At 65.6% G+C, this 22,360-nt stretch carries 21 protein-coding genes; 12 read left to right on the forward strand and 9 right to left on the reverse strand.

Annotation, left to right across the window (positions count from 1 at the left end; genetic code table 11):
- Position 1: 1 nt before the first annotated feature.
- On the reverse strand, positions 2–901 hold the full coding sequence (locus AC1C2M_RS15230) for a phosphoribosylaminoimidazolesuccinocarboxamide synthase (RefSeq protein ID WP_495437448.1): 900 nt from the start codon (positions 899–901) through the stop codon (positions 2–4).
- A 197-nt stretch (positions 902–1,098) separates the two neighbouring features.
- Between AC1C2M_RS15230 and AC1C2M_RS15235 the strand changes: the two genes are divergently transcribed.
- Complete coding sequence (locus AC1C2M_RS15235) at positions 1,099–3,327, forward strand: hypothetical protein (protein WP_495437450.1); 2,229 nt, start codon at positions 1,099–1,101, stop codon at positions 3,325–3,327.
- 33 nt (positions 3,328–3,360) lie between these two features.
- Here AC1C2M_RS15235 and purD read toward each other — a convergent pair whose 3' ends face one another.
- Positions 3,361–4,650 carry a phosphoribosylamine--glycine ligase gene (gene purD / locus AC1C2M_RS15240; protein WP_495437451.1) on the reverse strand — a complete coding sequence of 430 codons (1,290 nt, stop codon included), beginning with the start codon at positions 4,648–4,650 and terminating at the stop codon, positions 3,361–3,363.
- Positions 4,651–4,669: 19 nt separating this feature from the next.
- On the opposite strand from purD, the gene AC1C2M_RS15245 reads away from it, so the two are divergent.
- Positions 4,670–5,035, forward strand: coding sequence for a sterol carrier family protein (locus AC1C2M_RS15245; RefSeq protein ID WP_483405998.1), 366 nt, complete (start codon positions 4,670–4,672; stop codon positions 5,033–5,035).
- 303 nt (positions 5,036–5,338) lie between these two features.
- Here the strand turns inward: AC1C2M_RS15245 and AC1C2M_RS15250 are convergent, their stop codons facing one another.
- Positions 5,339–6,127: an EI24 domain-containing protein gene (locus tag AC1C2M_RS15250; protein WP_495437453.1), complete on the reverse strand. Its 789-nt coding sequence runs from the start codon at positions 6,125–6,127 to the stop codon at positions 5,339–5,341.
- Positions 6,128–6,221: 94 nt separating this feature from the next.
- Between AC1C2M_RS15250 and AC1C2M_RS15255 the strand changes: the two genes are divergently transcribed.
- The 7 genes from AC1C2M_RS15255 to AC1C2M_RS15285 all read left to right on the forward strand — a co-directional run bounded on the left by AC1C2M_RS15255 (position 6,222) and on the right by AC1C2M_RS15285 (position 10,928).
- Positions 6,222–6,635: a hypothetical protein gene (locus AC1C2M_RS15255; RefSeq protein ID WP_483405996.1), complete on the forward strand. Its 414-nt coding sequence runs from the start codon at positions 6,222–6,224 to the stop codon at positions 6,633–6,635.
- Between the two features lie 14 nt (positions 6,636–6,649).
- Positions 6,650–7,765, forward strand: a complete 1,116-nt coding sequence (gene purM / locus AC1C2M_RS15260) for a phosphoribosylformylglycinamidine cyclo-ligase (RefSeq protein ID WP_495437571.1) — start codon at positions 6,650–6,652, stop codon at positions 7,763–7,765.
- Positions 7,766–7,804: 39 nt separating this feature from the next.
- A complete protein-coding gene (purF, locus tag AC1C2M_RS15265) occupies positions 7,805–9,262 on the forward strand; it encodes an amidophosphoribosyltransferase (protein ID WP_483405995.1) in 1,458 nt (485 codons plus the stop codon).
- Positions 9,263–9,412: 150 nt separating this feature from the next.
- Positions 9,413–9,574, forward strand: coding sequence for a hypothetical protein (locus tag AC1C2M_RS15270; RefSeq protein WP_483405994.1), 162 nt, complete (start codon positions 9,413–9,415; stop codon positions 9,572–9,574).
- 53 nt (positions 9,575–9,627) lie between these two features.
- Positions 9,628–9,909 (forward strand): hypothetical protein, encoded by a 282-nt coding sequence (locus AC1C2M_RS15275; protein ID WP_495437454.1) that lies wholly within the window; start codon positions 9,628–9,630, stop codon positions 9,907–9,909.
- A gap of 68 nt (positions 9,910–9,977) precedes the next feature.
- On the forward strand, positions 9,978–10,481 hold the full coding sequence (locus AC1C2M_RS15280; RefSeq protein WP_483405992.1) for a MarR family winged helix-turn-helix transcriptional regulator: 504 nt from the start codon (positions 9,978–9,980) through the stop codon (positions 10,479–10,481).
- Between the two features lie 84 nt (positions 10,482–10,565).
- Positions 10,566–10,928 carry a TIGR02611 family protein gene (locus AC1C2M_RS15285; RefSeq protein WP_495433655.1) on the forward strand — a complete coding sequence of 121 codons (363 nt, stop codon included), beginning with the start codon at positions 10,566–10,568 and terminating at the stop codon, positions 10,926–10,928.
- A gap of 77 nt (positions 10,929–11,005) precedes the next feature.
- Here the strand turns inward: AC1C2M_RS15285 and AC1C2M_RS15290 are convergent, their stop codons facing one another.
- The 5 genes from AC1C2M_RS15290 to AC1C2M_RS15310 form a co-directional block, all read right to left on the reverse strand.
- Positions 11,006–11,203, reverse strand: a complete 198-nt coding sequence (locus AC1C2M_RS15290) for a DUF3073 domain-containing protein (protein WP_108391919.1) — start codon at positions 11,201–11,203, stop codon at positions 11,006–11,008.
- A gap of 197 nt (positions 11,204–11,400) precedes the next feature.
- Positions 11,401–13,446, reverse strand: coding sequence for an APC family permease (locus tag AC1C2M_RS15295; RefSeq protein ID WP_495437455.1), 2,046 nt, complete (start codon positions 13,444–13,446; stop codon positions 11,401–11,403).
- Between the two features lie 119 nt (positions 13,447–13,565).
- Positions 13,566–14,195, reverse strand: a complete 630-nt coding sequence (locus AC1C2M_RS15300; RefSeq protein ID WP_483405989.1) for a PadR family transcriptional regulator — start codon at positions 14,193–14,195, stop codon at positions 13,566–13,568.
- Positions 14,192–15,109: a DUF4097 family beta strand repeat-containing protein gene (locus AC1C2M_RS15305; protein WP_483405988.1), complete on the reverse strand. Its 918-nt coding sequence runs from the start codon at positions 15,107–15,109 to the stop codon at positions 14,192–14,194. Before AC1C2M_RS15305 ends, AC1C2M_RS15300 begins: the two co-directional genes overlap by 4 nt.
- A gap of 140 nt (positions 15,110–15,249) precedes the next feature.
- Positions 15,250–15,549: a rhodanese-like domain-containing protein gene (locus AC1C2M_RS15310; protein ID WP_483405987.1), complete on the reverse strand. Its 300-nt coding sequence runs from the start codon at positions 15,547–15,549 to the stop codon at positions 15,250–15,252.
- A 144-nt stretch (positions 15,550–15,693) separates the two neighbouring features.
- On the opposite strand from AC1C2M_RS15310, the gene AC1C2M_RS15315 reads away from it, so the two are divergent.
- Positions 15,694–16,437, forward strand: coding sequence for a MerR family transcriptional regulator (locus AC1C2M_RS15315; RefSeq protein WP_495437457.1), 744 nt, complete (start codon positions 15,694–15,696; stop codon positions 16,435–16,437).
- A gap of 99 nt (positions 16,438–16,536) precedes the next feature.
- On the opposite strand, the gene yczE is transcribed toward AC1C2M_RS15315, so the two are convergent.
- On the reverse strand, positions 16,537–17,190 hold the full coding sequence (yczE, locus tag AC1C2M_RS15320) for a membrane protein YczE (protein WP_495437458.1): 654 nt from the start codon (positions 17,188–17,190) through the stop codon (positions 16,537–16,539).
- 62 nt (positions 17,191–17,252) lie between these two features.
- Here yczE and yczR point away from each other — a divergent pair, with 62 nt between their 5' ends.
- Positions 17,253–18,683, forward strand: coding sequence for a MocR-like transcription factor YczR (gene yczR / locus AC1C2M_RS15325; RefSeq protein WP_495437459.1), 1,431 nt, complete (start codon positions 17,253–17,255; stop codon positions 18,681–18,683).
- A gap of 205 nt (positions 18,684–18,888) precedes the next feature.
- On the forward strand, positions 18,889–22,347 hold the full coding sequence (locus AC1C2M_RS15330; RefSeq protein ID WP_495437461.1) for an efflux RND transporter permease subunit: 3,459 nt from the start codon (positions 18,889–18,891) through the stop codon (positions 22,345–22,347).
- The last annotated feature ends 13 nt before the right edge of the window (positions 22,348–22,360 follow it).

The following is a 22,360-nucleotide window of genomic DNA, read 5'->3' on the forward strand; positions in this document are numbered from 1 at the left end:
TCTACGCGGTGAGGCGAAGGAGCAATTCCCGGTAGCGGTCTGCCGTTTTCTCGACTATGGCCTGTGGCAGCTCCGGTGGCGTTCCGGTCTGGTCCCAATTCGCGGCGAGCCAGTCGCGCACGATCTGCTTGTCGAAGCTGGCCATGCGGGCTTCCGGTGTATCCGCCGTCGCGTACACCGCGGCATCCCAGTACCTCGACGAATCGGAGGTGAGCACCTCGTCGCCGAGGGTGATGAGGCCCGTCGCGTGGTCGCGACCGAACTCGAATTTGGTGTCAGCGAGGATCACACCGCTTTTTTCGGCGAGAGCGGATGCCTCGGCGTAGATCGCGAGGGACAGATCGCGCAGCGCTGTGGCATCCGTTTCACCAACGAGCTCGACGCTCTGCTCGAACGAGATGTTCTCGTCGTGCTCGCCCATCGGCGCCTTGTACGCGGGGGTATAGAGGGGCTCGGGCAGGCGGTCGCCGTTGGACAGGCCGGCGGGCAACGGGATGCCGCACACGCTCTGTGACGCGACGTACTCCTTCCAGCCGGAGCCGGTGAGGTAGCCGCGGACGACGCACTCGACGGGGAACATGTCGAGTTTCTTGACGAGCATTGCGCGACCGGCGACCTCACGGGGGATGATCTCGGCGACACCGCCGTCGTGGGTCAGTTCGTGGTGGGGCAGGAGGTGGTTGGGCACGCTCAGCTGGTCGAACCACCACAGGCTCAGTGTGGTGAGGAGTTCACCCTTGCCGGGGATGCCGGGGGAGAGCACGTGGTCGAAGGCGCTGACCCGATCGCTCGCGACCACAAGGAGAGAGTCGGATGCCGTGCCGTCGGCGCGTTCGTAGAGGTCACGGACCTTGCCGGAGTAGACGTGTTTCCAGCCGGCCAGGTCAGTCGATTCGCTCACGGACCCATTATCGCGGGGTTCGATCCCGAGCTCGACCTCCGTTTGCCAGAAAGGGCGCGCGACGGGCGGCATCCGCCGTTCAACGGAGCCATATTTGGCAGATCGATCTCGTGGCGGGAGGCGGGCTGGGCTGGCGATACTATTGGCGTCGAATTGCTCGTGAGGTGGCGAGCCAGCGAGCGAGATGTGGGAGCGGAATGTCGACGGCGTGGACGGGGCACAACTGGCAGCTGATCGACCCGGAGGACTCGCTGACCATGGTCGGTGCCACCTTCGGAATCGGAACGCTCAACGAGCCGCTCGACGCGGCTGGGTCACTGTCGATCGCGCTCGCCGCCCTCAAGGCGGAACTGACCCGTCCGGTCGAGCTGGGCGACGGCAGGACCTATGTGCCCGAGGGGCTCGTCGATCTCCGCTCGGACACCGCCACCATCGCCATCCGTGGAAGTCTCGAGGGTGTCACAGCCGCCTGGCGGAGGTTGCCGACGCTCTCCGCCGACGCGATTCCCGACGATGTTTTCCCTGTGCGTCCCGAGCAGCCTGTCTGGCCCGCTGACCTGCTGGTTCGAACCGGCCGCAACGCCGCAGTGCTCTCGCGCTGGCAACTCACCGCTCCCGACGTCCACGAGCGCGCGAGCGCACTTCTGGCTCGACTCGATCCGTCAGCGGGGAACGTACCCGCGGTGTTCTTTACGACCGATGAATCCCTCGTGGGCATGGGGTTCCCCGTTCGGGAGGACCTGCCGGTCTTCGCGCCGGTGACGTGGGCCGATGGTACGGCGCAGCCGGACCTGACCCCGGGCATTGACCCGACCGTGCTCGCGAACAACCGGGCAGGACTTCTGCCGCGTCCCGACGAGGATGTCCTGTGCTCCGCCCTGGTGCCTCGCACTCCCGCTGGCGCTGCGGCTGCAGATGTGCTCAGGGCACAGCTGCAGGCCATGCCGGCGAACAGCAGGGCAGGCCTGACGATCCGCGGGATTGTTGTCGGCCTCGGCGCGAACTACTGCGTCTTCCTCCTGGCAGACCGGGTTCCGGACGAGGCGACTCGGCGGATGCTTCTCGGCGAGTTCAGCCGAAACCTCGGCATGGTGCCTGATCCCTGGCTGGACATCGCAGCCGCCGAGGTGAGCCGTCAGCCGTCGCCCCGCCTCGAACGGGAACGCCGGGTCTTCGGCCTCGATCCGGTGCTCCAGGCAACGAGCGCCGACATCCGGCATGCCATCGCCTGTGCCGCCGAGACCATCCACCTTGCGCTCGGCCTCAGTCCCGCCGAACTCGACACGGGTTCGAGGCTCAACCTCGGCTCGATTCCCGGAGACCTCGAGCCGCTCGTCGGCTTCTGGGAGCCTCAGCTGGACGGCGCGCACGAGTTCCGCAGCAGCGGTGCGAACGGGACGCCCGTCACCACCGTCGCGGTCACGCCGAACAGCATCCTTCTCCCAGCGCGGCGACCCGAAAACATGCCGGGCCCGGCGACTCAGTGGGAGGGCGTCGACGCGGCTCGACTCCTCGCTGTCGTGAATGACGGGGCAGGCACGCTCACCGTCATCGATGAGTCGATGGCGACGGTCTCGTTTGCACCTGCCCAGTTCCCTGACCCTGACCAGCTCATGCAGATCGTTGGCTACCATCTGGCCGGGGTCGTGCAGCTCTCGTTCCTCAGCGCGGTTCGGCTGCCGGACGATCCGCCGCCAGCGCCGGGCGGGGGATCGGCTCCGGGCAGATCGTCCGCGCCGGGCGGCGGATGGGCACCAGGAGGGATCACTGTCCCCGGCGGCAGAGCGGCCTCAGGTGGGTCATCCTGGTCAGCCGGTCCATCCGTTTCAGCCGTTCCATCCGTTCCGGGCGGTCTATCCGTTCCGGGCGGCCTATCCGCGCCAGCCACGGCAGCGGCAGGTGCACGATCGGGTCGACGCCCCAGGCCTGCATCGAGTAAACCTCCGAGGCACTGGCTCCCACGAGTCCTTGGACTGCTGACCGCTGCTGCGCTCGTCACCGCGTTCATTCTCCTCCGTGGTGTTTTCGCTGGCCCCGCCGTCACGAAAGAGGCGACGTTCGGCGACACCGTGCGTCTCGCGAATGAGACCGAGATCACCGCGCGCGACTTCGACGTGGTCTTTCCTGGCGCCGATCAGACGGAGTACATCGTCAGTGCGACCATCGAATTCTGCGCGGGTGGCGACACCGATGCGGATGATCTGCCTCCGGAGACCCAGCGCACCGTTTCGCCCGAAGACTTCGTGATGGTGAATAAGGATGGGCAGGAGGGCCGGCTCATCGACAGTGATGACCAGCTCACCAAGGTCACCCTCGACCGCGACGAGTGCACAACGGGCGAGCTGGTCTTCGAGAGCCCGGAAGTGTTCACTCCCGCGATCGGTTACGCCAACGAGGTCGGCGACGAGATCACCTGGCTCGAGTAGCCCGGTCAGCCGGCTCGTGGGATCAGGCTCGGGTTACTCGGCGACGCGGGCGGCGATATCCGTCCGGAACTGTGCGCCCTCAAGCCGGATGTGGCCGAGCGCGTCGTATGCGCGAGCGCGCGCCTCGGTGAAGTCGTCACCGAGCGCAACAACGCTGAGCACCCGACCGCCCGTCGACACGAGGTCGGCGCCCTGTTTCGCGGTTGCGGCGTGTGCGATGTGAACGCCGGGGACGGCATCCGCTTGCTCAAGTCCTGAAATCGGCAGGCCGGTGACGGGCGATGCCGGATAGTTCTTGCTCGCGAGGACGACGGTGACGGCGGATGCCGGCGCGAACGTCGGTGGATCGATGGTGCTGAGGGTTCCGGTTGCGGCTGCGTACAGCAGCTCAGACAGCGGTGACTCGAGGCGGGGCAGCACCACCTGGGTTTCGGGGTCGCCGAACCTGGCGTTGAACTCGATCACCCGGATGCCCCGGTCGGAGTCGTTGTCGCGTTTCGAGGTGAGGATGAGGCCCGCGTACAGCAGCCCGATGAACGGGGTCTGCTCCTCGGCGAGCTGTCTCACCACGGGGATGGCGATCGTCTCGAGTACTTCGGCGACGAATGCGCTCTCGCTGCCGAACGACTCATCGAGCCAGGGGAGCGGCGAGTATGCGCCCATTCCGCCGGTATTCGGGCCTTCGTCGTTGTTGCCGAGGCGCTTGTAGTCCTGGGCGGGGGAGAGTGGCACGACCGTGTGCCCGTCGCTCACGAAGAAGAGCGACACCTCCTGGCCGTCGAGGAACTCCTCGACGAGCACGCTGCCGCGCTCGAGGTAGGTGCGTGCGTGCGTGAGCGCGGCATCCCGGTCGGTGGTGACGAGCACTCCCTTGCCGGCGGCGAGGCCGTCGGCCTTCACGACGTAGGGTGCGCCGAACGTGTCGATCGCGGCCTCGGCTTCGGCGATCGTCGCTGCACGGCTGGCGCGGCCGGTCGGAACGCCGGCGATGTCCATGATGCGCTTGGCGAAGGTCTTGGAGCCCTCGAGCTGGGCGGCGGCCCTGCCCGGTCCGAAGACGGGGATGCCCTGTTCGCGAAGTTCATCGGCGACGCCGGCGACGAGCGGTGCTTCCGGCCCGATGATGACGAGCTCGATGGCTTCGGCGATCGCGAAGTTCGTGACGGCGACCGGGTCGTTCGGATCGAGGTCGACCGTGGGTACAGTGGCCGCGATGCCCGCGTTTCCTGGGGCGGCGATGACGCGGTGTGCGGCATCCTCCCCGACGAGGGACAGGATGATGGCGTGCTCGCGGGCGCCGGAACCGAGGACAAGTATCTTCACGCGTACTAGCCTAGAGCGCATGGCACGTGCACGGATTGCTGACGATATCGGGCGTGAGGCCGTCGACAGGGCGGTCCGCGAGGCAGCCCTCCGCGATGACATCGCCACCGCGGTGCGCTACACGCTTCAGCTGCTCGCGGAACACTCGGAGGGCAATACCCTCGAGGTCCGTGTGCCGCCGTTCGGGGCCGTCCAGTGCATCGAGGGGCCGCGGCACACCCGTGGTACCCCGCCGAATGTCATCGAGATGGGTGCGGACACCTGGCTGGACCTCGCGACGGGACGATTGTCGTGGGCTGAAGCGGCGGCATCCGGAGCGGTGCTCGCCTCTGGGCAGCGTGCCGACCTCACGGGCCACATACCGGTGTTGCGCCTGCCGAGGTAGCGCCCGCCCGCCCTCGCTCGCCGAGCGCTGCAGGTACATGCCCGCGCTGCACATACTTCTGCAGCGCAAGCATGGATGTGGCGCGCTCGGCGAAAGCGCGCCGGGCTCGGGCGCCCGGTGAGCGCGGGCCCGCCCGCCCGCTCGCGCCCGCGCTAACTAGCGCCCGGCGCTCCGAGCGCTGCAGATGCATGCCCGCGCTGCACATACTTCTGCAGCGCAAGCATGGATGTGGCGCGCTCGGCGAAGCGCGCCGGGCTCGGGCTCTCCGTCAGCGCGCGTCCGCCCGACGAAAGGGAGCCGCGCTCAGCGCCCGGGGAGGGCGTCGAGCTCGCCGAGCGACCGGCGCGCCAGGAGCGTCGCCCCCGCAGCCGCAGCCGGCATAGTGACGAGCGCGCCGAACGGCACGAGGAAGAGCAGGAAGACGGCGACACCAAAGCCGAGCGTCGTCGAACGCTGCGCGCGGAGGGCAGTCCGGCGCTGGGCGAGCGCGAGTCCACGCCGCTCGAACGCCACGGTCGACAATTCGAGCGCGAGAAACCAGCCACCGGTAACCGCGCCGAGCAGCCACGCGAGCAGCGTGCCGATCACGGGAACGAAGCCGAGCAGGAACAATCCGATACCGATGCCAATGGTGACCGCAAGAACCCGGATCGATTCGCCGATGCCCCGCGCAATCGACGCGAGAATCGGAGCCTCGACCTCGTGCGGAACGCCCCCGAGCGACTGTTCAACGCGCTCGGAGATTTTCTCGAAGAAGGGCTGGCCGATCAGCAAGGTGATGGCGGCGTAGCTGTAGACGAAGATCATCAGTCCAGCACCGACGAGCGCAGCCATCACGAGGATGCGAATCCCCGTGCGGTACACCTCGTCCCAGTTCTCGGCGAACGGCGTGACGAAGGTTGCGATGTTCTCGAGGTTGAGCGCGAGCGCCACCGCGGCGGCGACGATCAGGACGAGCGTGATCAGCCCGGGAATCGCCCCGATCAGCATCAGCCGCGGTGAGGTGGCCCACAGGCGAAACCCTCGCCCAAGCAGACGGATGCCCATGGCGAATCCCGACACGAACCCGGTCTTCGTCTTCTGATCAGTCATGCCATCAGGCTAGCGGTCCGGCCCGCACCCGGCGCGGCGGCGTTCAATCCGATTTGCCGGGCGGTGGCACAGTTTGATGGGCGAGAATAGGAGCATGAATTCTGAGCCAGAGCGGCCCGCTGCCCCCGAACGCTTCTCCGAAGAGCCTGCGACAGTGCAGGTCCGACGTTCACCGCGGTACGCCAACTTCATGTTGCTCGGCGCGCTCCTCGGAGCCATTGCCGCGTTCGTGCTCACGCTCGCCTTCCCCGAGAACCCCGACTTCGGTCGCCTCCAGGTCTTCGGCTTCCTCCTCCTCATCGGAGTGGCCGTCGGCGTCGGACTCTTCGGTCTGCTCGCGATCCTGCTCGAGCGGCTCGTCGGTCGGAAGGTGCACAGCGTACGAGCCGATAGGGTAGAGGTGCACGTGGCCCGAGCTGAGGAAATCGATGCTCGGACGGATGCCGAAAAGCCGGTTTCCGACGCGTCAACCGAGCACCATCCCCCGCAACTTCCCCCCACCAGCTAGGGCAACGCGTGAGCATGAACTCCACGATCCACGACGGCTCAACGAGCTATCGTGCAGCCGGCGTCGATACCGCGGCGGGAGATCTCGCCGTCTCGCTGATGAAGCAGGCGGTTTCCGCCACCCACGGCCCCGAAGTTCTCGGCGGATTCGGCGGGTTCGCCGGACTCTACGACGTGTCGTTCCTCACGTCATATACCCGGCCGCTGCTCGCGACATCCACCGACGGCGTCGGTACCAAGGTCGCGATCGCCCAGGCGATCGACAAGCACGACACCATCGGCCAGGACCTCGTCGGCATGGTGGTCGATGACATCGTCGTTGTCGGAGCGAAGCCGCTCTTCATGACCGACTACATCGCGTGCGGCAAGGTCGTGCCCGAGCGCATCGCCGACATCGTTGCTGGCATCGCCCGCGCCTGCTCCGCAACCGGAACCGCACTCGTCGGTGGCGAGACGGCAGAACACCCCGGCCTGCTCGGCCCAGACGACTATGACGTCGCGGGAGCCGCCACCGGCGTGATCGAGGCCGACGCCCTGCTCGGCGCACACCTCGTCGAAGACGGCGACGCTGTGATCGCCCTCGAGTCGTCGGGGCTCCACTCCAACGGATTCTCGCTCGTGCGGCACATTCTCGCCCAGCGCGGCGTCGCGTTCACCGACACATCATCCGAGCTCGGCGGTCTCGTCGGCGAAGTGCTCCTCGAGCCGACCCGCCTGTACACCACGCCGCTCCTCGACCTGATCGCCCGCCACCCGGGCGCCATCCACTCCCTCTCGCACGTCACGGGCGGTGGCATCGCCGCCAACCTCGCGCGCGTGCTCCCCGCCGGCAGCTGGGCCGAGGTCGACCGAAGCACGTGGTCGCCCGCCCCTGTTTTCCGGACGCTCAGTGACATGGCCGGTTCGTCCCTCGAGAGCGCAGAGGGTACGTGGAACCTGGGCATTGGATTCTTCGCGATCGTCAAGGCGGATGCCGTCAACGCGGTCATCGCGGATCTCGCCGCTGGCGGCATCCCGGCCTGGCAGGCCGGAACCGTGCACACGGGAGCACGGGACTTCAGCGGGTTTGAACAGGGCGCCAAGGGCGTCGACGGCGGTGCCGTCCGACTCGTCGGAAGCTACTCGCACTAACACCCCCAAGACCACCGCAACGCAAGGAGCCCGCTAGGTATGTGCGGCATCGTCGGCATCGTTTCCCCTGAGCCGGTCAATCAGCAGGTTTACGACGCTCTGCTGCTGCTGCAGCATCGCGGGCAGGACTCGACCGGCATCGCAACGGCCGACGGCCCGACCTTCCACATGCACAAGGCCAAGGGGCAGGTGCGCGAAGCGTTCCGCACTCGCGACATGAGGTCCCTCCTCGGCAAGATGGGCCTCGGCCACGTTCGATACGCCACGAAGGGCATCGCGGACAACGAGCAGGAGGCCCAGCCGTTCTACGTCAACGCGCCGTACGGCATCATCCTCGTGCACAACGGCAACCTCACGAACACCCGCGAACTCGCCGATGACCTGTTCCACATCGATCGCCGCCATGTGAACTCGACGAGCGACACCGAGATGCTGCTCAACGTCCTCGCCACCGAACTTCAGTCGCAGATCACCGGTCTTGAACTCGACCCTGACCAGGTTTTCACCGCGGTGTCGCAGGTACACGAGCGGGTAGAGGGGTCGTATGCAGCAATCGCCATGATTGCGGGACACGGCCTTCTTGCATTCCGTGACCCGTATGGCATCCGCCCGCTCATTCTCGGCCGGCGCTCCGCCGGGCTCGTTGGGGACGAGTGGATCGTCACGAGCGAGTCGCTCGTGCTCGAGAGCGCCGGTTATGAGGTCGTGCGCGAGGTCGCGCCGGGCGAGGCGATCTTCATCACGACGTCCGGGGAGATGTACTCGCGGCAGTGCGCGAAGAACCCGCGACTCGTCCCATGCAGTTTCGAGTATGTCTACCTGGCTCGTCCGGACTCCGTCATGAACGGAATCTCCGTCTACGAGGCCCGGCTGCGGCTCGGTGACCGCCTGGCGACGACCATCGCCGAGTACGCGCCGATGGGAGACATCGACGTCGTGATGCCCATCCCCGACTCGTCGCGCCCCGCTGCGATGCAGGTTGCCCAGAAACTTGGCATCGAGTACCGCGAGGGCTTCTACAAGAACCGGTACGTCGGCCGCACGTTCATCATGCCGGGTCAGGCACAGCGCAAGAAGAGTGTCCGCCAGAAGCTCAACGCGATGTCGATGGAGTTCAAGGGGAAGAACATCCTCATCGTCGACGACTCGATCGTGCGGGGAACAACGTCGAAGGAAATCGTCGACATGGCACGGGCAGCCGGCGCCAACAAGGTCACCTTCACCTCAGCGGCCCCGCCGGTTCGATACCCGCACGTCTACGGCATCAACATGCCGTCCCGCTCCGAGCTCATCGCCCACAACCGCAAGATCCCGGAGATCGCCCGAGAGCTGGGTGCCGACCACCTGATCTACCAGGAGGTGGCTGACATGAAGGATGCCATCATCCAGGGCTCGAATGTCACCGAGCTTGAGATGAGCTGCTTCACGGGGGAGTACGTCACGGGTACCGTCACCCCCGAGTACCTCGAGTGGGTCGAGCGCAACCAGCTCTCCTAGCCCGATCTGACGGGCTGCGTCGCTGGGTGACTGCCGTTCGGCGGTCTGTGATTAACTCGCACATGGCGTAAACAATGTCAAGAGCCGACAATGTTCTTCCGTAAAACTCTTACTTCGTGAGAGAGTTTTTCTAACGACGGGAGAGAGCACATGAGCATTACACACCGAAACACCGGTCGGCTGCACAGCCCTTTTACCGAGGTCCGCGAGGCCGCTCGCGACCAGGTTCTGATGACGCTGGCAAGCGCAACGGGTCTTCTCTCGGTGGTCAGCGTGACCATCATGATGGTCCTCGGTTCCGGCTGGAACTAGGCTGCAGCATCCGCGCCACTCACAACACACGCACGACGAAAGCACACAAACGCATGACACTCCTGGAGAGTTCCCCTTCCGCCCCAATGACGTGGGCGGCGACGGAGGAACCCGAAGCGCACGCCACCGCCGAGTGGCGCCTCGCCGACACCGATTTCTGGGCAGCGTCCTACCTCGGCTACTTCGGTGGGACGATCGACAAGCAGGGCGAGCACTACTTCGTTCGCGACACCTTCGCCCGTTATATCGGGGACTTCTCCGACCTGCCGACTGCGCAGCGTAAACTGGAGGCTCACCTCGCGTCTCTCCTCGTGGAGCAACGCGACCGGCCTTGAATTGACTGGCTCGGGCGATGATGGCCGGTTCTTTCCGGTTCTGACCCCCCAGAAAGGACGCGAGTGGCATGCCCCTCAACGTCGTTCGACACGAAGCCGAGCACCTCTACGCCCGCGAACCGCACCGCGCAACCGCTCTCGGTGCGGTCCAGGCGGTACTCCGTCTCCACCGCGCTGAAGAAATAAGCATCGAGCGTGTGCGCAAGGCCTCCGGGCTCAGCAAGAACGAATTCCACGCGATGCGATACCTGCTTCAGGCGCAACGCGAGGGTCGTGAGATGGGTCCAAAGGACCTCATAGTCATGCTCGGTCTCTCGAGTGCCGCAGTGACGAAGATCGTGGACCACCTCGTGGAACTCGGGCACCTCGACCGTCTCGCCCACAAGACCGATCGACGCGCCTGGATCCTGCAGCCGACCGCCGCAGGGGCGAAGAACATCGAAGGGTCATACGGCAACTTCCACCTCTCGGTGGTCGAGTCGATGGAGGCGCTCTCGCCCTCCGACGCTGAGGTGGTTGAGCGGGTGCTCTCCGAGGTCACCCAGCGACTCGAGTCTGCTGACAACCAGTAGCCAACCGTGGGCCAGGACTGGCCATCGATCCCGGTGCGCCCCGGTTCGTAGCGGAATCACAGACTCGCGATATAGCGTGTGGGGATGGTTTCAGAGGACGAGTTCGCCCGTGACATCGCCGCCGGCGAAAGCCCAGACCGGCCTGTTCGGCGGATGCTCGGCCGCGCGCGAGCGTGGATCGACGATCGACCGAGGCTCCGACACGCTTACCGCACGTGCGTGGGTATTCTCGGCGGACTGATTGCCGTCGTCGGCCTCATGCTCGTTCCCCTGCCGGGGCCTGGCTGGCTCGTTGTCTTTCTCGGGCTCGCCATACTCGGAACCGAGTTCGCGTGGGCCAGGCGGCTCGCGGCATTCGTCAAGCGCCAGTTGTCGCGCTTCTGGGCATGGTGGAACGCGCGCAAATCAGTTCGCGCAACGGGCTGCGTGCAGACGCCTGGTCAATGACGATCTCGGCGACACCGATCTATGCGGCGCAGAACTAATGCGGCGCAGAATTAATGCGACACCGAACTCTGCGGCGGTTACGCGCGCTTGGGTTCGTCCGCTGCCTTGTAGTCGTCGGCGTATTCCGCCCACTTCGCTGCCTCGCCTGCGTACGACTCGTCGTCGGAGTGCCCCGTGAGCTCGCGCTCAAGAGCGTCGTAGTTCACGTCGGGACTAAACGACTTCAGCTCACGTGCGATCTTCGTGTGCTTTGCCTTTTGACGGCCACGCCCCATGCGAGACCCCCTTACGAATTAGTAGCGAGGCGGTGGAGATCCGCCCTGTGATTTAGCCAACCAGGGAACGATAAAGACTAAATTCGATCTTAGCATGGCGGACCTTGGCTACCCGCCGTTGTCTGGCACAAAGCTGCGGGCAGTCGATCGTCGTCAGCCGCGACGTTGGCGGCGCGGATTCTTCGCCAGGAGCGGGCCTACCGGCGCGGCGGGCGCAGCGGTACTCGGGTCACCGGTCGAACGGGCTCGCCGCGGCGCGCCTGTCCGGGGAGCGGCCGCGACCGACGCCCGTAGATGAGCTCGGAAGAATCGAGCAGCCATGGCACCAGGGCGATGGTGACGCCGTGGACGAGCATGAGTTGCTGTCGCATTCGGTTGGCGCGTCGGTTGTGAAGCAGGCTCTCCCACCAATGACCGACGATGTACTGCGGCATATACACGGTGACGACCGTTGGCCCGCATTTCTCCCTGTACCTTGCAATGTAATCGATGAGGGGAGTGGCAACCTCGCGATACGGCGATTCGAGCACCACGAGCAGAACGCGGATGTCGTGCTCTGCCCACTGTCGCTCGAGCTCCTGCGTGGTTTCGTCGTCGACGGCGATGTGCACGGCGACGATGGATTGGTGACGCGCCGCGATCGCGTAGTCGAGGGCCTTGAGTGCCGGTTTTTGCATCTTGTTGATCAGCACCACGGCGAGGTCGCCGGCAGCCCCAAATGTCGTGGTGTCGTCGACGGTTATCTCCTGCTCGACGTCGCGATAGTAGCGGTTCACCCCGAGCATGAGCGTGTACAGCACGGGGATCAGCAGAAAGACGAGCCAGGCACCGTGGGTGAATTTGGTAATGGTCACGACGATCAGCACGACCGCAGTGAGCAACGCGCCGCCGGCATTGATCGCCAGCGCGCGCATGATCTCGCCCCGATTCGTCGCGCCTGTCCGAAGCAGCCGCACCCAATGCCGCACCATTCCGGTTTGGCCAAGCGTGAATGACACAAAGACCCCGATGATGTACAGCTGGATCAGCAGAGTGAGGTTGGCCTGGTAGACGACCAGAATCGCGCAGGCCGCGAGCCCGAGCACGATCATTCCGTTGGAGAAGACGAGCCGGTCCCCGCGGGTGTTGAGTGACTTCGGGGCATAGGAGTCGCGGGCGAGCACGGCTCCGAGGAGGGGGAATCCGTTGAACGCGGTATTGGCGGCGAGGAGCAGAACGCACGCGGTTGCCGCCTGGATCAGGTAGAACAGGATGCTGTTCGCCCCAAAGACCGCCGCGGCCACCTGGGCCATCAGGCTCGGTTGCGGTGCCGTTTCGCAGTTCGCGAACCCGATGAGGTGACAAGGTTCCTCGGCGTAGTGCACCTGCGCGATGAGTGCGACGGCGGTCAGCCCGGCGAACAGAACAATGGCTGTTCCGCCCATCAGTACGAGAGTCGCCTGGGCGTTCTTCACCTTCGGGCGGCGGAACGCCGGCACGCCGTTCGACACCGCTTCGACGCCGGTGAGTGCACTGCACCCGCTTGAGAAGGCTCGGAGGAGGAGCAGAACGAAGGCTGCCTGGGTGAGGCTCTCGCCTTCGACCGTAAAAGCAGCGCTCTCCGCCACCGGCGCATCGCCGACGGCCGTTCGCATGAGGCCAACAACGATCATGACGAACACGCTGGCGATGAACAGGTAGGTGGGTGCGGCAAACGCCTTGGACGACTCCCTGACGCCGCGAAGGTTCGCCGCCATCAGGAGCACCACAAATCCGACGGCCAGCTCGACCCGCCATGGATTGAACACGGGGAGGGCGGAGATGATGTTGTCGACGCCGGATGCCACGGACACCGCCACGGTGAGCACATAGTCAACAAGAAGAGCCGCGGCGACAACGAGTCCGGCTTTCTCACCGAGATTCTTGTGCGCGACTTCGTAGTCACCGCCGCCGGACGGATAGGCCTTGATGAGCTGCCGATAGCTGGCGACGACGACGAGCAGCAACACGATGACGCACGCCGCCACCCAGGGCGCGAAGCTCAGGAACGCGAGTCCGCCGAGTGTCAGGATCATCAGGAGTTCCTGAGGGGCGTATGCCACCGACGACAGCGCGTCGCTGGCAAAAATGGGCAGGGCAAGTCGCTTGGGCAGCAACTGTCCGTCCAGGTGTGCTGTGGGGAGAGGCTCGCCGATGAGGATGCGTTTGACCTGTCGGCTGTCAGACCCAGGTTTCTTACCCGGAATAGTCACGAGCGCGAACATACTCCTTCGCCACCCAGAGTCAAGAGCGGGAAGGTGACGGCGCTGAAGCGTTCAGCGCACGATCAGGAACCGGTGACGCATCTCGATGAGTGGGTCACCGGCTCCCTGGCGGCGGGGCATCAGCTCTTAAGTCCGCCGAGTGATTCCCTCACCGTGGCGCGCACGCGGTCCAGCTCGTCTTTCAACTGCCGCACGACGTCGTCGGTCACGTCGCCCCCGGCGCTGACATGCCCGCGCAACTCCGACCGGATGGCCTGACGGAAGTCGGCGAGCACGGTGTCGGCGTCGTGAAGAGCGATGCGACTCGCCGTGCGCGGTGCCGCGTCGTCGGTGGAGACGGACGGCGCACTCGTTGCCGACTGCTTGGCCTGTTGGGCGGCGGATGCCAGATCCGCTTTGAGGGTGCGCATCGCGTGCGTCACACCGGTACGAACCTCGTCGGCCAGGCGGCGGACCGAATCCGTCAGCTCGAGTTCGATTGCGTCGAGGTCGACGCGACGGTTCTCGAGTTCGTGGCGGCCTGCGTCCGTGATCGAGTAAACGGTCTTGCGGCCGTCGCTCGACTTGGTGACGAGCCCTTCTTCTTCGAGCTTCGCGAGCCGGGGATAAATCGTGCCGGCGCTCGGTGAGTAGGTGCCACCGAACCGTTCCGAGAGTGCCTGGATCAGCTCATAGCCGTGCTTGGGGCCCTCGGCCAGGAGGCTCAGCAGGTAGAGGCGCAAGCTGCCGTGGCCGAACACCGGGCTCATGCGTGGCCACCACTTATGAAGGCATCGTCATCGCTTTCCGGTTCAGTCGAGGCACCCGTCGAGGCACCTGTCGAGGCGCCCGACTGGGGTGTCTGACCGTCTTCCGCGTCGCTCCTGCGTACAACGGAGACGCTGCCGGAAACGGAATTGGCGAGCACGTCGGTGTAGAAGTTGCCGTCTCCCTCTGTCGTGCTTGAGAACCCGCGACCGCGCGTGCCCCGAATCACTGAGTTGTCGAGCTGGAGGGTGCCAGAGACCGTATTGACGACATATTTCGTGCCTGTGTGCGCGGGGAGCCGTGCGGTGAGGCTGCCGGAGACGGCGTTCGTCGAGATCCGGTCGCACCGGCCGAAGGCGTCGATGAAGACGTTTCCCGACACGGTGTCGCTCGTGAACCGGCTGATCTCGCCCGCCACAGTGATGTCGCCCGAGATGCTGTGCGCGTTGATCGCGCCGACGTGGGACTGCACGCTGATCTCACCGGACACACTGTTGAGGTCGAGGTCGCCCGTGACCGACTCGATCTGAAGTTCCCCGCTGACCGTGGAGAGGCGCGCACTGGTCGTCAGGCCGGAGATCAACGCTCCCGCCGACACCATGCCGAACGTCAGCGCGATCTTCCGAGGCACGAGCACGCTGATCTGCGCCTTCGCGGAGTTCGAGCCGAACGATTTGAAGACCTCGAGGAAGTTGTCCCAGCCGAGTTGAGGGTGGTCGATTTCGAGCACGTCGCCGTCGATTGAGACCTTGAGCTCTTTGCCGGAAACGCTGTGCACCTCGACGCGGGCGCCGGGCTCATCGTGGCCGAGAATGTCGATCTGGCCGCCGATCATGCCGACCTTGAGCTTGCGCACAAGCTCCACGTCGATGACCCGGGATTCCCCGGGGAGCACTATCCATTTTTCGAGTGACATTGTTGATCCTTCTCCTGCCGACCATCAGGGGTCGCCGTCTGTGGAAGACGAGATATATCTCGTTCCGAACACGATATATCGCGTTTTCGCGGAGGGCAAGAGGCCTCGAGCAATACTCAGGATTCAGCTGAGGAGCCGGATCAACCCTGTTCGACCGGCAGGCCGGCGTCGGTCCAGGCGTGGGTCCCGCCCTCGACGTTGACGACGGCGTAGTCGCGACTTTCCAGGTATTCGGCGACCTTCGCGCTCCGCCCGCCGAGGGCGCAGATGAGGTAGAGAGTGTCGTCTTCGGGGAGTTCGTCGATCCTGTCGATGATCTGGCTCATCGGGATGTTGATGGCGCCAGCCGCGCGCACCTGCTGGAATTCGTCTGGCTCGCGCACATCGATGACTGTGGCGCCATCGAGCGCGGCGAGTTCGGAGACGGTGATGGTGTCCATGTGGGGTCCAATCGATCAGAACGTATCCTGCGATTCTCCGCTTGCCGCGCGGCATCCGCAAAACCGATCCGGGATCCCGCTTGACCTTGACGCAGCGTCAACCTCTAGCGTGGCCTCGAACAGGACAGAGAAGGAGCAGCGGTCATGGAGTGGTCGATTCAGGAGATCTCACGCCACGCGGGCACGACCTCGCGGGCGCTTCGTCACTACGACGATATCGGGCTGCTGACCCCGACCAGGATCGGCGACAACGGATACCGGTACTACGACGAAGCGGCACTCGTGCGCCTGCAGCGCATCCTGCTTCTTCGCGATCTCGGGCTCGGACTGCCCGCCATCGGCGAGGTGCTTGCACAGGCGACGGATGCCACTTGCGCCCTCCGCGGTCACCTCGCGTGGCTGCGAAAAGAGAAGGACCGACTCGAGTTGCAGGTCGCGTCGGTCGAAGACACCATACGGAAACTGGAAAGGGGTGAACACCTGATGGCAGAGAACATGTTTGACGGGTTCGACCACACGCAATACAAGGAAGAGGTCGAGGAACGCTGGGGCACGGAGTCCTATGCGGCAGGCGACTCCTGGTGGAGGTCGCTGAGCGATGCGGAGAAGACCGAGTGGCAGGGGCGCTCAGCAGCGCTCGGCTCGGGCTGGACCGCGGCGGCCGAATCGGGGGTCGCTCCCGACAGCCGCGAAGCGCAGGAGCTGGCCCGGCGCCATGTCGAGTGGCTCACATCGATCCCGGGTACCCCGGGGGCGATCAAGGAGTACGTGACGGGGCTCGGCGAGATGTATGTCGCCGACGAGCGCTTCGCCGCCAATTACGGTGGCATCAGGGGCGCTGAATTCGTGCGCGACGCCCTCGCGCTCTTCGCGGACCGCAACCTGTAACGGCGTGGTGAACCTGTGCCAGCGGCATCCGCTCGTCGTGATTGAGGCGAGCGGATGCCGCGCGCACGGTAGGTGCACGGCAGCGTGAGGGGTGGCTGGTCAGCTCGCGGGGGAGTCGATCAGGGGTGCGCTCGGTTCGGTCGAGCCCGACAGGCGGTTGCCCGGTGCCTGATCGCGCGGCAGTTCGATCCGGAACCACGGGATCGTGATGCCGCAGAGCGGGCCGATGAGCACGGCGAAGAGCAGGGTGCCGATGCCGACGTTACCGCCGAGGAGCCAGCCGATGCCGAGCACGGTGAGTTCGATGCCGCTGCGGCCGACCCAGATCGGCCACCCCGTGAGTTCGTGCACACCGGTCATCAGGCCGTCGCGCGGGCCGGCGCCGAACCGGGCGCCGAGGTAGAGTCCCGTGGCGAGAGCGAGCGTGAAAAGTCCGGCGGAGAAGAGCAGGATCCGGGCCCAGAGCACCAGATCCTCGGGGATCAGCCAGAGGCCGAGATCCGCGGCGAGTCCGACGAGGAGCACGTTGAGGACGGTGCCGATCCCCGGCTTTTGCCGCAGCGGTATCCAGAGCAGAAGAAGGAGTGCACCGATCAGGATCGTGATCAGTCCGAAACCCCAGCCGGTCTTGAGCGAGACGCCCTGGGTCAGGACATCCCACGGCGAAACACCGATCCCCGCACGCACAATGAGCGCGATGGCAATCCCGTAGAGGAAGAGGCCAATGAGGAGCTGGAGGATGCGGCGGGTCATGGTTCCAATCCAATTTCACAATTGGCCTTCTGGCAAGAGGCCAATCTCTCTATAGTGGCCCCATGGTTGATGTCCACATCACGGCCCGCGCGCTCTCCTCCTTGCTTGGCCCCTGGCGCAGTGGGGACGCGGCCTACCGGAGCCTCGCCGACCGGATCCGCCTGCTGATCCTCGATGGCCGCATTCCCGCCGACACCCGATTGCCGGCGGAGCGGGACCTGGCCGAGCGCCTCGACGTCAGCCGTACCACGGTGACCGCCGCCTACCGTGAGCTCAGGGACAACGGATTCCTCGAGAGCGTCCGCGGGTCGGGGAGCGTCGCCCAGCTTCCCGGGGTTCGGCCGGGACCCGTGACGGCCCGCCGATCGGGCTACCTCGACTTCAGCAAGGCGGCGCTGCCCGCCATCGGAGCGATGACAGGAGCTGCCGTGCGCGCGGCCGCCCGGCTGCCGCGCTACCTCGACGATTTCGACTACGACACGATCGGCCTGCCCGAGTTACGCGCGGCGATCGCGGACCGGTACATCGAAGCGGGGTTGCCCACCTCGCCGGATGAGATCATGGTCACCCTCGGCGCGCAGCACGCGATTGGACTGATCGCGAGGACCCACCTGTCGCGCGGGGATCGGGCGCTCATCGAACACCCCACCTATCCGCACGCCCACGACGCGCTCCGCTCAGCCGGGGCACGCCTGGTGCCGATCCCGGTAACCGCCGAGGACGGCTGGGACGCCGACGACCTCGAGGACGCGCTCGACAACTCGTCGCCGACCCTTGCCTACCTCATGCCTGACTTTCACAATCCGACCGGCGCGAGCATGCCGCTGGAGACCCGCCGCCGCGTGTGTCGTGCTGCCGCCCGGCAGGGGACAGTGCTGCTCATCGATGAAACGACGCGCGAACTCGATATCGACAGGCCGGGTTCTTTCCCTCCGTTCGCGGCGTCCGATGACGCCGGAGCCAAAATCATCACGGTCGGTTCGGTGGGAAAGACCGTGTGGGGCGGCATCCGTCTTGGCTGGATCCGCGCCGACCGGGGCGTCATTCGCAAACTTGTGGCCGCCCGGTCGATCGGCGACCTCGGCACTCCGATTCTCGAGCAGCTCACCGTGCTCGAACTGCTGCCAGACATGACCTCCATCCTCGAGACGCGACGCTCACAGCTTCGGGCAACGCGTGATCGCCTCGAGGACCTGCTCGGCGATCGCTACCCGTACTGGGACGTGCCGCACGTCAACGGCGGGCTGTCGGCCTGGGTCAACCTCGGAGTGCCCGTCAGTTCACAACTCGCGCTCGCCGCACGCAACCAGGGTCTGCTGATCGCGTCAGGGCCACGGTTCGGCATCGACGGCGCCTTCGAGCGGTTCATCCGCATCCCGATCACCTACGGGGTGGACGACACCGAGCGGGCAATCGACGCCCTCGCAACGGCGTGGCAGTCAATCCTCCGCGCGCCTGTTCCCGAGTCGGCGCTCCTCGCCGAGGTGGTGTGATCGACCGAGTGGATCTCGCCCGCGGAATTACGCCATGACCCGGGCGATAACGGAACGCTGAGCATTTGTCGTACGTGCAGTTCCTGCACGGGCGCTGTGACAGAATTTGCTGTGTAGAGCGGCCACGCGTCGTTTCTCCCGCCGCGCTCGCGGCAGTCACCGCATCGCCCTCAGGAGACCCGTGCACGTCCTTGCCGTTCTAAGCATGAAGAACCGTGCGCTCATCGCACTCGTCACCATCGTCGCCGCGGTCTTCGGCGGGATTGCCCTGTCGAGCCTCAAGCAGGAACTCGCTCCGAGCGTGAGCTTCCCACAGCTCGCCATCGTTGCCAGCTACCCCGGCGCATCGCCCGAGGTGGTCAACGACGACGTCTCCACCCCGATTGAAACCGCCATCCAGGGCGTTGCCGGTATCGAGTCGACGAGCACAACCTCATCGACCAACCTCGGTCTCATCTCCGCGACTTTCACCTACGGCACCGACCTCGCCACCGCCGAGCAGAAGATCAACCAGGCGATCAACCGGATCAAGTCGACACTCCCCGAAGACGTTGAACCCGAGGTCCTCTCCGGCGGACTCGACGACCTTCCGGTGATTCAGATCGCTGCCAGTGCAACCGGCGAGAACACCGACGCGCTCGCGGACAGCCTGAACGCAACGGCCGTGCCCGACATCGAAGATATCGAGGGTGTGCGCGAAGCGGCTCTCATCGGTGAGGTCGGCAAGCGGGTCACCATCGTGACGGATGCCGTCCGGCTGGCACAGGAGGGCGTGCAGCGGACCGCGATCAGCGACACCCTCGAACAGTACGGTGTGCTCATCCCGGCCGGTGACATCACCGAAGACGGAAGTACGTTCTCCGTCCAGACCGGCTCAAAACTCGGCTCCGTCGAGGAGCTTGCCGGACTGCCGCTGGTCAGGGATGCGCCCGGGGCACCGGGTTCGGCCGTGCTCACCATCGGTGACGTCGCGTCGGTATCACTCACCGACAACCCGGTGACGAGCATCTCCCGTGTCGACGGCAAGCCGGCGCTCACCATCGCCGTGACCAAGCTTCCCGCCGCCAACACCGTTGATGTGTCCAAGGGCGTTCGCGCACTGATTCCCGACCTCGAGGAAGCGCTCGGTTCCGACGTTCAGCTCGACATCGTCTTCGACCAGGCGCCGTACATCGAGCAGTCCATTGAGTCGCTCGCGACAGAGGGCCTGCTCGGACTGGTCTTCGCCGTTCTGATCATCCTGGTCTTCCTGCTCGATGTGCGTGCGACCCTGGTCACGGCCATCTCCATCCCGACGTCGGTGCTCATCACCTTCATCGGCCTGCAGGCGACGGGTTACACCCTCAATATCCTCACCCTCGGTGCGCTCACGATCGCGATCGGGCGCGTCGTCGATGACTCGATCGTCGTCATCGAGAACATCAAGCGGCACATGGCCGCCGCGCGCGACCGAACGGCTGACGGCCGTGCCCTGTCGATCGTCACCGCGGTGCGCGAGGTTGCCGGAGCCATCACCGCGTCGACGATCACCACTGTCGCGGTGTTCCTGCCGCTCGCGTTCGTCGGCGACATGACGGGTGAGCTCTTCCGCCCGTTCGCGCTCACCGTCACGATCGCCCTCGTCGCGTCGCTCTTCGTCTCGCTGACCATCGTGCCGGTGCTCGCGTACTGGTTCCTCCGCGCGAAGGAGCGGAAACCGGCGAAGGCCGCCAAGTCGGCGACCACGTCAGTCACGGCAGCCACGGCGACAAATGACCAGAAGGCCGTTGAGCCGGGAGCGGCGCACGTCGTCACCGCCGATGCCGTCACCGATGGCGCCGTCACCCCGCACGCTGCCGGGTCCGACGCGACGGCATCCGAGGTCGTCACCGCTCGCGAGACCGCACACACTCAGAGCGCGGTTCCGGGCGACGCCTCGGGCGAGCAGCAGGCACAGCAGCCAGGGCACCGCGAGGCCGAGCCCGCCGTCTATGCCTCCGCTGCCGCCGTCGCGGTGGCCACCCGCCGGGGTCGCAAGACCGGCGTGGAAGACGAAGACGAACTCGAGCACCCGACCCTTCTGCAAAAGGGATACCTGCCGATCATCAACTGGACGCTCAAGCACTCGGTCGTCACGCTGCTGCTTTCGGTGCTCGTGCTCGGTGGCACCCTGGCCCTGGTGCCGTTCATGAAGACCAACTTCCTGGGCGACTCGGGGCAGAACACGCTGAGCGTTTCGCAGAAGCTCCCCGTTGGCTCAAGCCTCGATGCACAGGATGCTGCGGCGTCGAAGGTTGAAGACGCCTTGCGCGGCATCGAGGGAATCGACACGGTTCAGGTCTCGATCGGTTCGTCCGGTGGACTTCTCTCCGCGTTCGGCGGCGGCGGCGAAGGCAGCATCACCTACTCGGTGACGACGGATGAAGACGCCGACCAGGAAGCGCTCCAGTCCACCGTGCGCTCCGAGCTCCAGGACATCGCTGACGCCGGCGAGATCGAACTCAGCTCCGCCGGTGGTTTCGGTGCGTCGAGTGACATCGAAGTCGACATCACGGCGCCTGACCAGGAGACACTGCGGGAGGCGACGGATGCCGTCACCGACGCGGCCAAGGACCTCGAGGGAATGCGCCAGGTCACCAACAACCTCAGCGCATCCAGGCCGTACATCGAGGTGAAGGTCAACAGGCTCGACGCCGCTGCGGCCGGCTACAGCGAGGTTGCGCTCGGCGGCTACATCTCGCAGGCGATGCAACCGACATCCGCTGGTTCGATCGTGCTCGACGAGACCACCGTCAGCATCTACATCGCGACCGACAGCCCGCCAGCGACCATCGGTGAGTTGTCAGCGCTCGAGGTTCCCACCCTTCTCGGACCGGTGCCGCTCGACACCCTCGCGACCGTCGAGGAGGTCGACGGCCCGTCGACGATCACCTCGGTGCGGGGACAGCGTTCGGCCACCGTCGCCATCACTCCGGCGAGTGACAACATCGGTACGGCGAGTGCCGAGGTGTCAACCGCGCTCGACGAGCTCGACCTGCCCGCCGGTACGACCGCGACGCTCGGCGGTGTGACGGCCGACCAGGGCAACGCCTTCCAGCAGCTGGGGCTTGCCATGCTCGCCGCGATCCTCATCGTGTACATCGTCATGGTGGCCACCTTCCGGTCGCTTCGCCAGCCGCTGCTTCTGCTCGTGTCTGTGCCGTTCGCGGCGACGGGTGCCATCGGTCTGCAGGTCATCACCGGTGTTCCACTCGGTGTCGCTTCGCTCATCGGTGTGCTGATGCTCATCGGTATCGTCGTGACCAACGCGATCGTGCTCGTCGACCTCGTCAACCAGTACAGGTCGCGCGGCATGGCGGTGACCGATGCGGTGCGTCACGGTTCGTCGCGGAGGCTCCGCCCGATCCTCATGACGGCACTCGCGACGATCTTTGCCCTGGTGCCCATGGCGCTCGGGCTCACCGGCGAGGGCGGCTTCATCTCGCAGCCGCTCGCCATCGTCGTGATCGGTGGTCTCGTCTCGTCGACGCTCCTGACGCTCATCGTGCTGCCGACGCTCTACAACCTGGTCGAGGGTGCACGTGAGCGGCGTCTCGATCGGCGGGCGGAGACCGAGCGCGAGATCGAGCGTGCGGAAGCGGCGACCGAGCAGGCGGAACCGGCGAAGGCGGCATCCGTCAGCTAAACGCCGAAGGGCA

The organism is Mycetocola sp. Y444, from assembly GCF_059445295.1.

Coding starts and splice junctions, on each gene's coding strand:
- AC1C2M_RS15235 (WP_495437450.1), top strand. CDS start 1,099: ATGTCGACGGCGTGGACGGGGCACAACTGGCAGCTGATCGACCCGGAG.
- AC1C2M_RS15245 (WP_483405998.1), top strand. CDS start 4,670: ATGGCACGTGCACGGATTGCTGACGATATCGGGCGTGAGGCCGTCGAC.
- AC1C2M_RS15250 (WP_495437453.1), bottom strand. CDS start 6,127: ATGACTGATCAGAAGACGAAGACCGGGTTCGTGTCGGGATTCGCCATG.
- AC1C2M_RS15255 (WP_483405996.1), top strand. CDS start 6,222: ATGAATTCTGAGCCAGAGCGGCCCGCTGCCCCCGAACGCTTCTCCGAA.
- purM (WP_495437571.1), top strand. CDS start 6,650: ATGAACTCCACGATCCACGACGGCTCAACGAGCTATCGTGCAGCCGGC.
- purF (WP_483405995.1), top strand. CDS start 7,805: ATGTGCGGCATCGTCGGCATCGTTTCCCCTGAGCCGGTCAATCAGCAG.
- AC1C2M_RS15270 (WP_483405994.1), top strand. CDS start 9,413: ATGAGCATTACACACCGAAACACCGGTCGGCTGCACAGCCCTTTTACC.
- AC1C2M_RS15275 (WP_495437454.1), top strand. CDS start 9,628: ATGACACTCCTGGAGAGTTCCCCTTCCGCCCCAATGACGTGGGCGGCG.
- AC1C2M_RS15280 (WP_483405992.1), top strand. CDS start 9,978: ATGCCCCTCAACGTCGTTCGACACGAAGCCGAGCACCTCTACGCCCGC.
- AC1C2M_RS15285 (WP_495433655.1), top strand. CDS start 10,566: ATGGTTTCAGAGGACGAGTTCGCCCGTGACATCGCCGCCGGCGAAAGC.
- AC1C2M_RS15290 (WP_108391919.1), bottom strand. CDS start 11,203: ATGGGGCGTGGCCGTCAAAAGGCAAAGCACACGAAGATCGCACGTGAG.
- AC1C2M_RS15295 (WP_495437455.1), bottom strand. CDS start 13,446: ATGTTCGCGCTCGTGACTATTCCGGGTAAGAAACCTGGGTCTGACAGC.
- AC1C2M_RS15300 (WP_483405989.1), bottom strand. CDS start 14,195: ATGAGCCCGGTGTTCGGCCACGGCAGCTTGCGCCTCTACCTGCTGAGC.
- AC1C2M_RS15305 (WP_483405988.1), bottom strand. CDS start 15,109: ATGTCACTCGAAAAATGGATAGTGCTCCCCGGGGAATCCCGGGTCATC.
- AC1C2M_RS15310 (WP_483405987.1), bottom strand. CDS start 15,549: ATGGACACCATCACCGTCTCCGAACTCGCCGCGCTCGATGGCGCCACA.
- AC1C2M_RS15315 (WP_495437457.1), top strand. CDS start 15,694: ATGGAGTGGTCGATTCAGGAGATCTCACGCCACGCGGGCACGACCTCG.
- yczE (WP_495437458.1), bottom strand. CDS start 17,190: ATGACCCGCCGCATCCTCCAGCTCCTCATTGGCCTCTTCCTCTACGGG.
- yczR (WP_495437459.1), top strand. CDS start 17,253: ATGGTTGATGTCCACATCACGGCCCGCGCGCTCTCCTCCTTGCTTGGC.
- AC1C2M_RS15330 (WP_495437461.1), top strand. CDS start 18,889: ATGAAGAACCGTGCGCTCATCGCACTCGTCACCATCGTCGCCGCGGTC.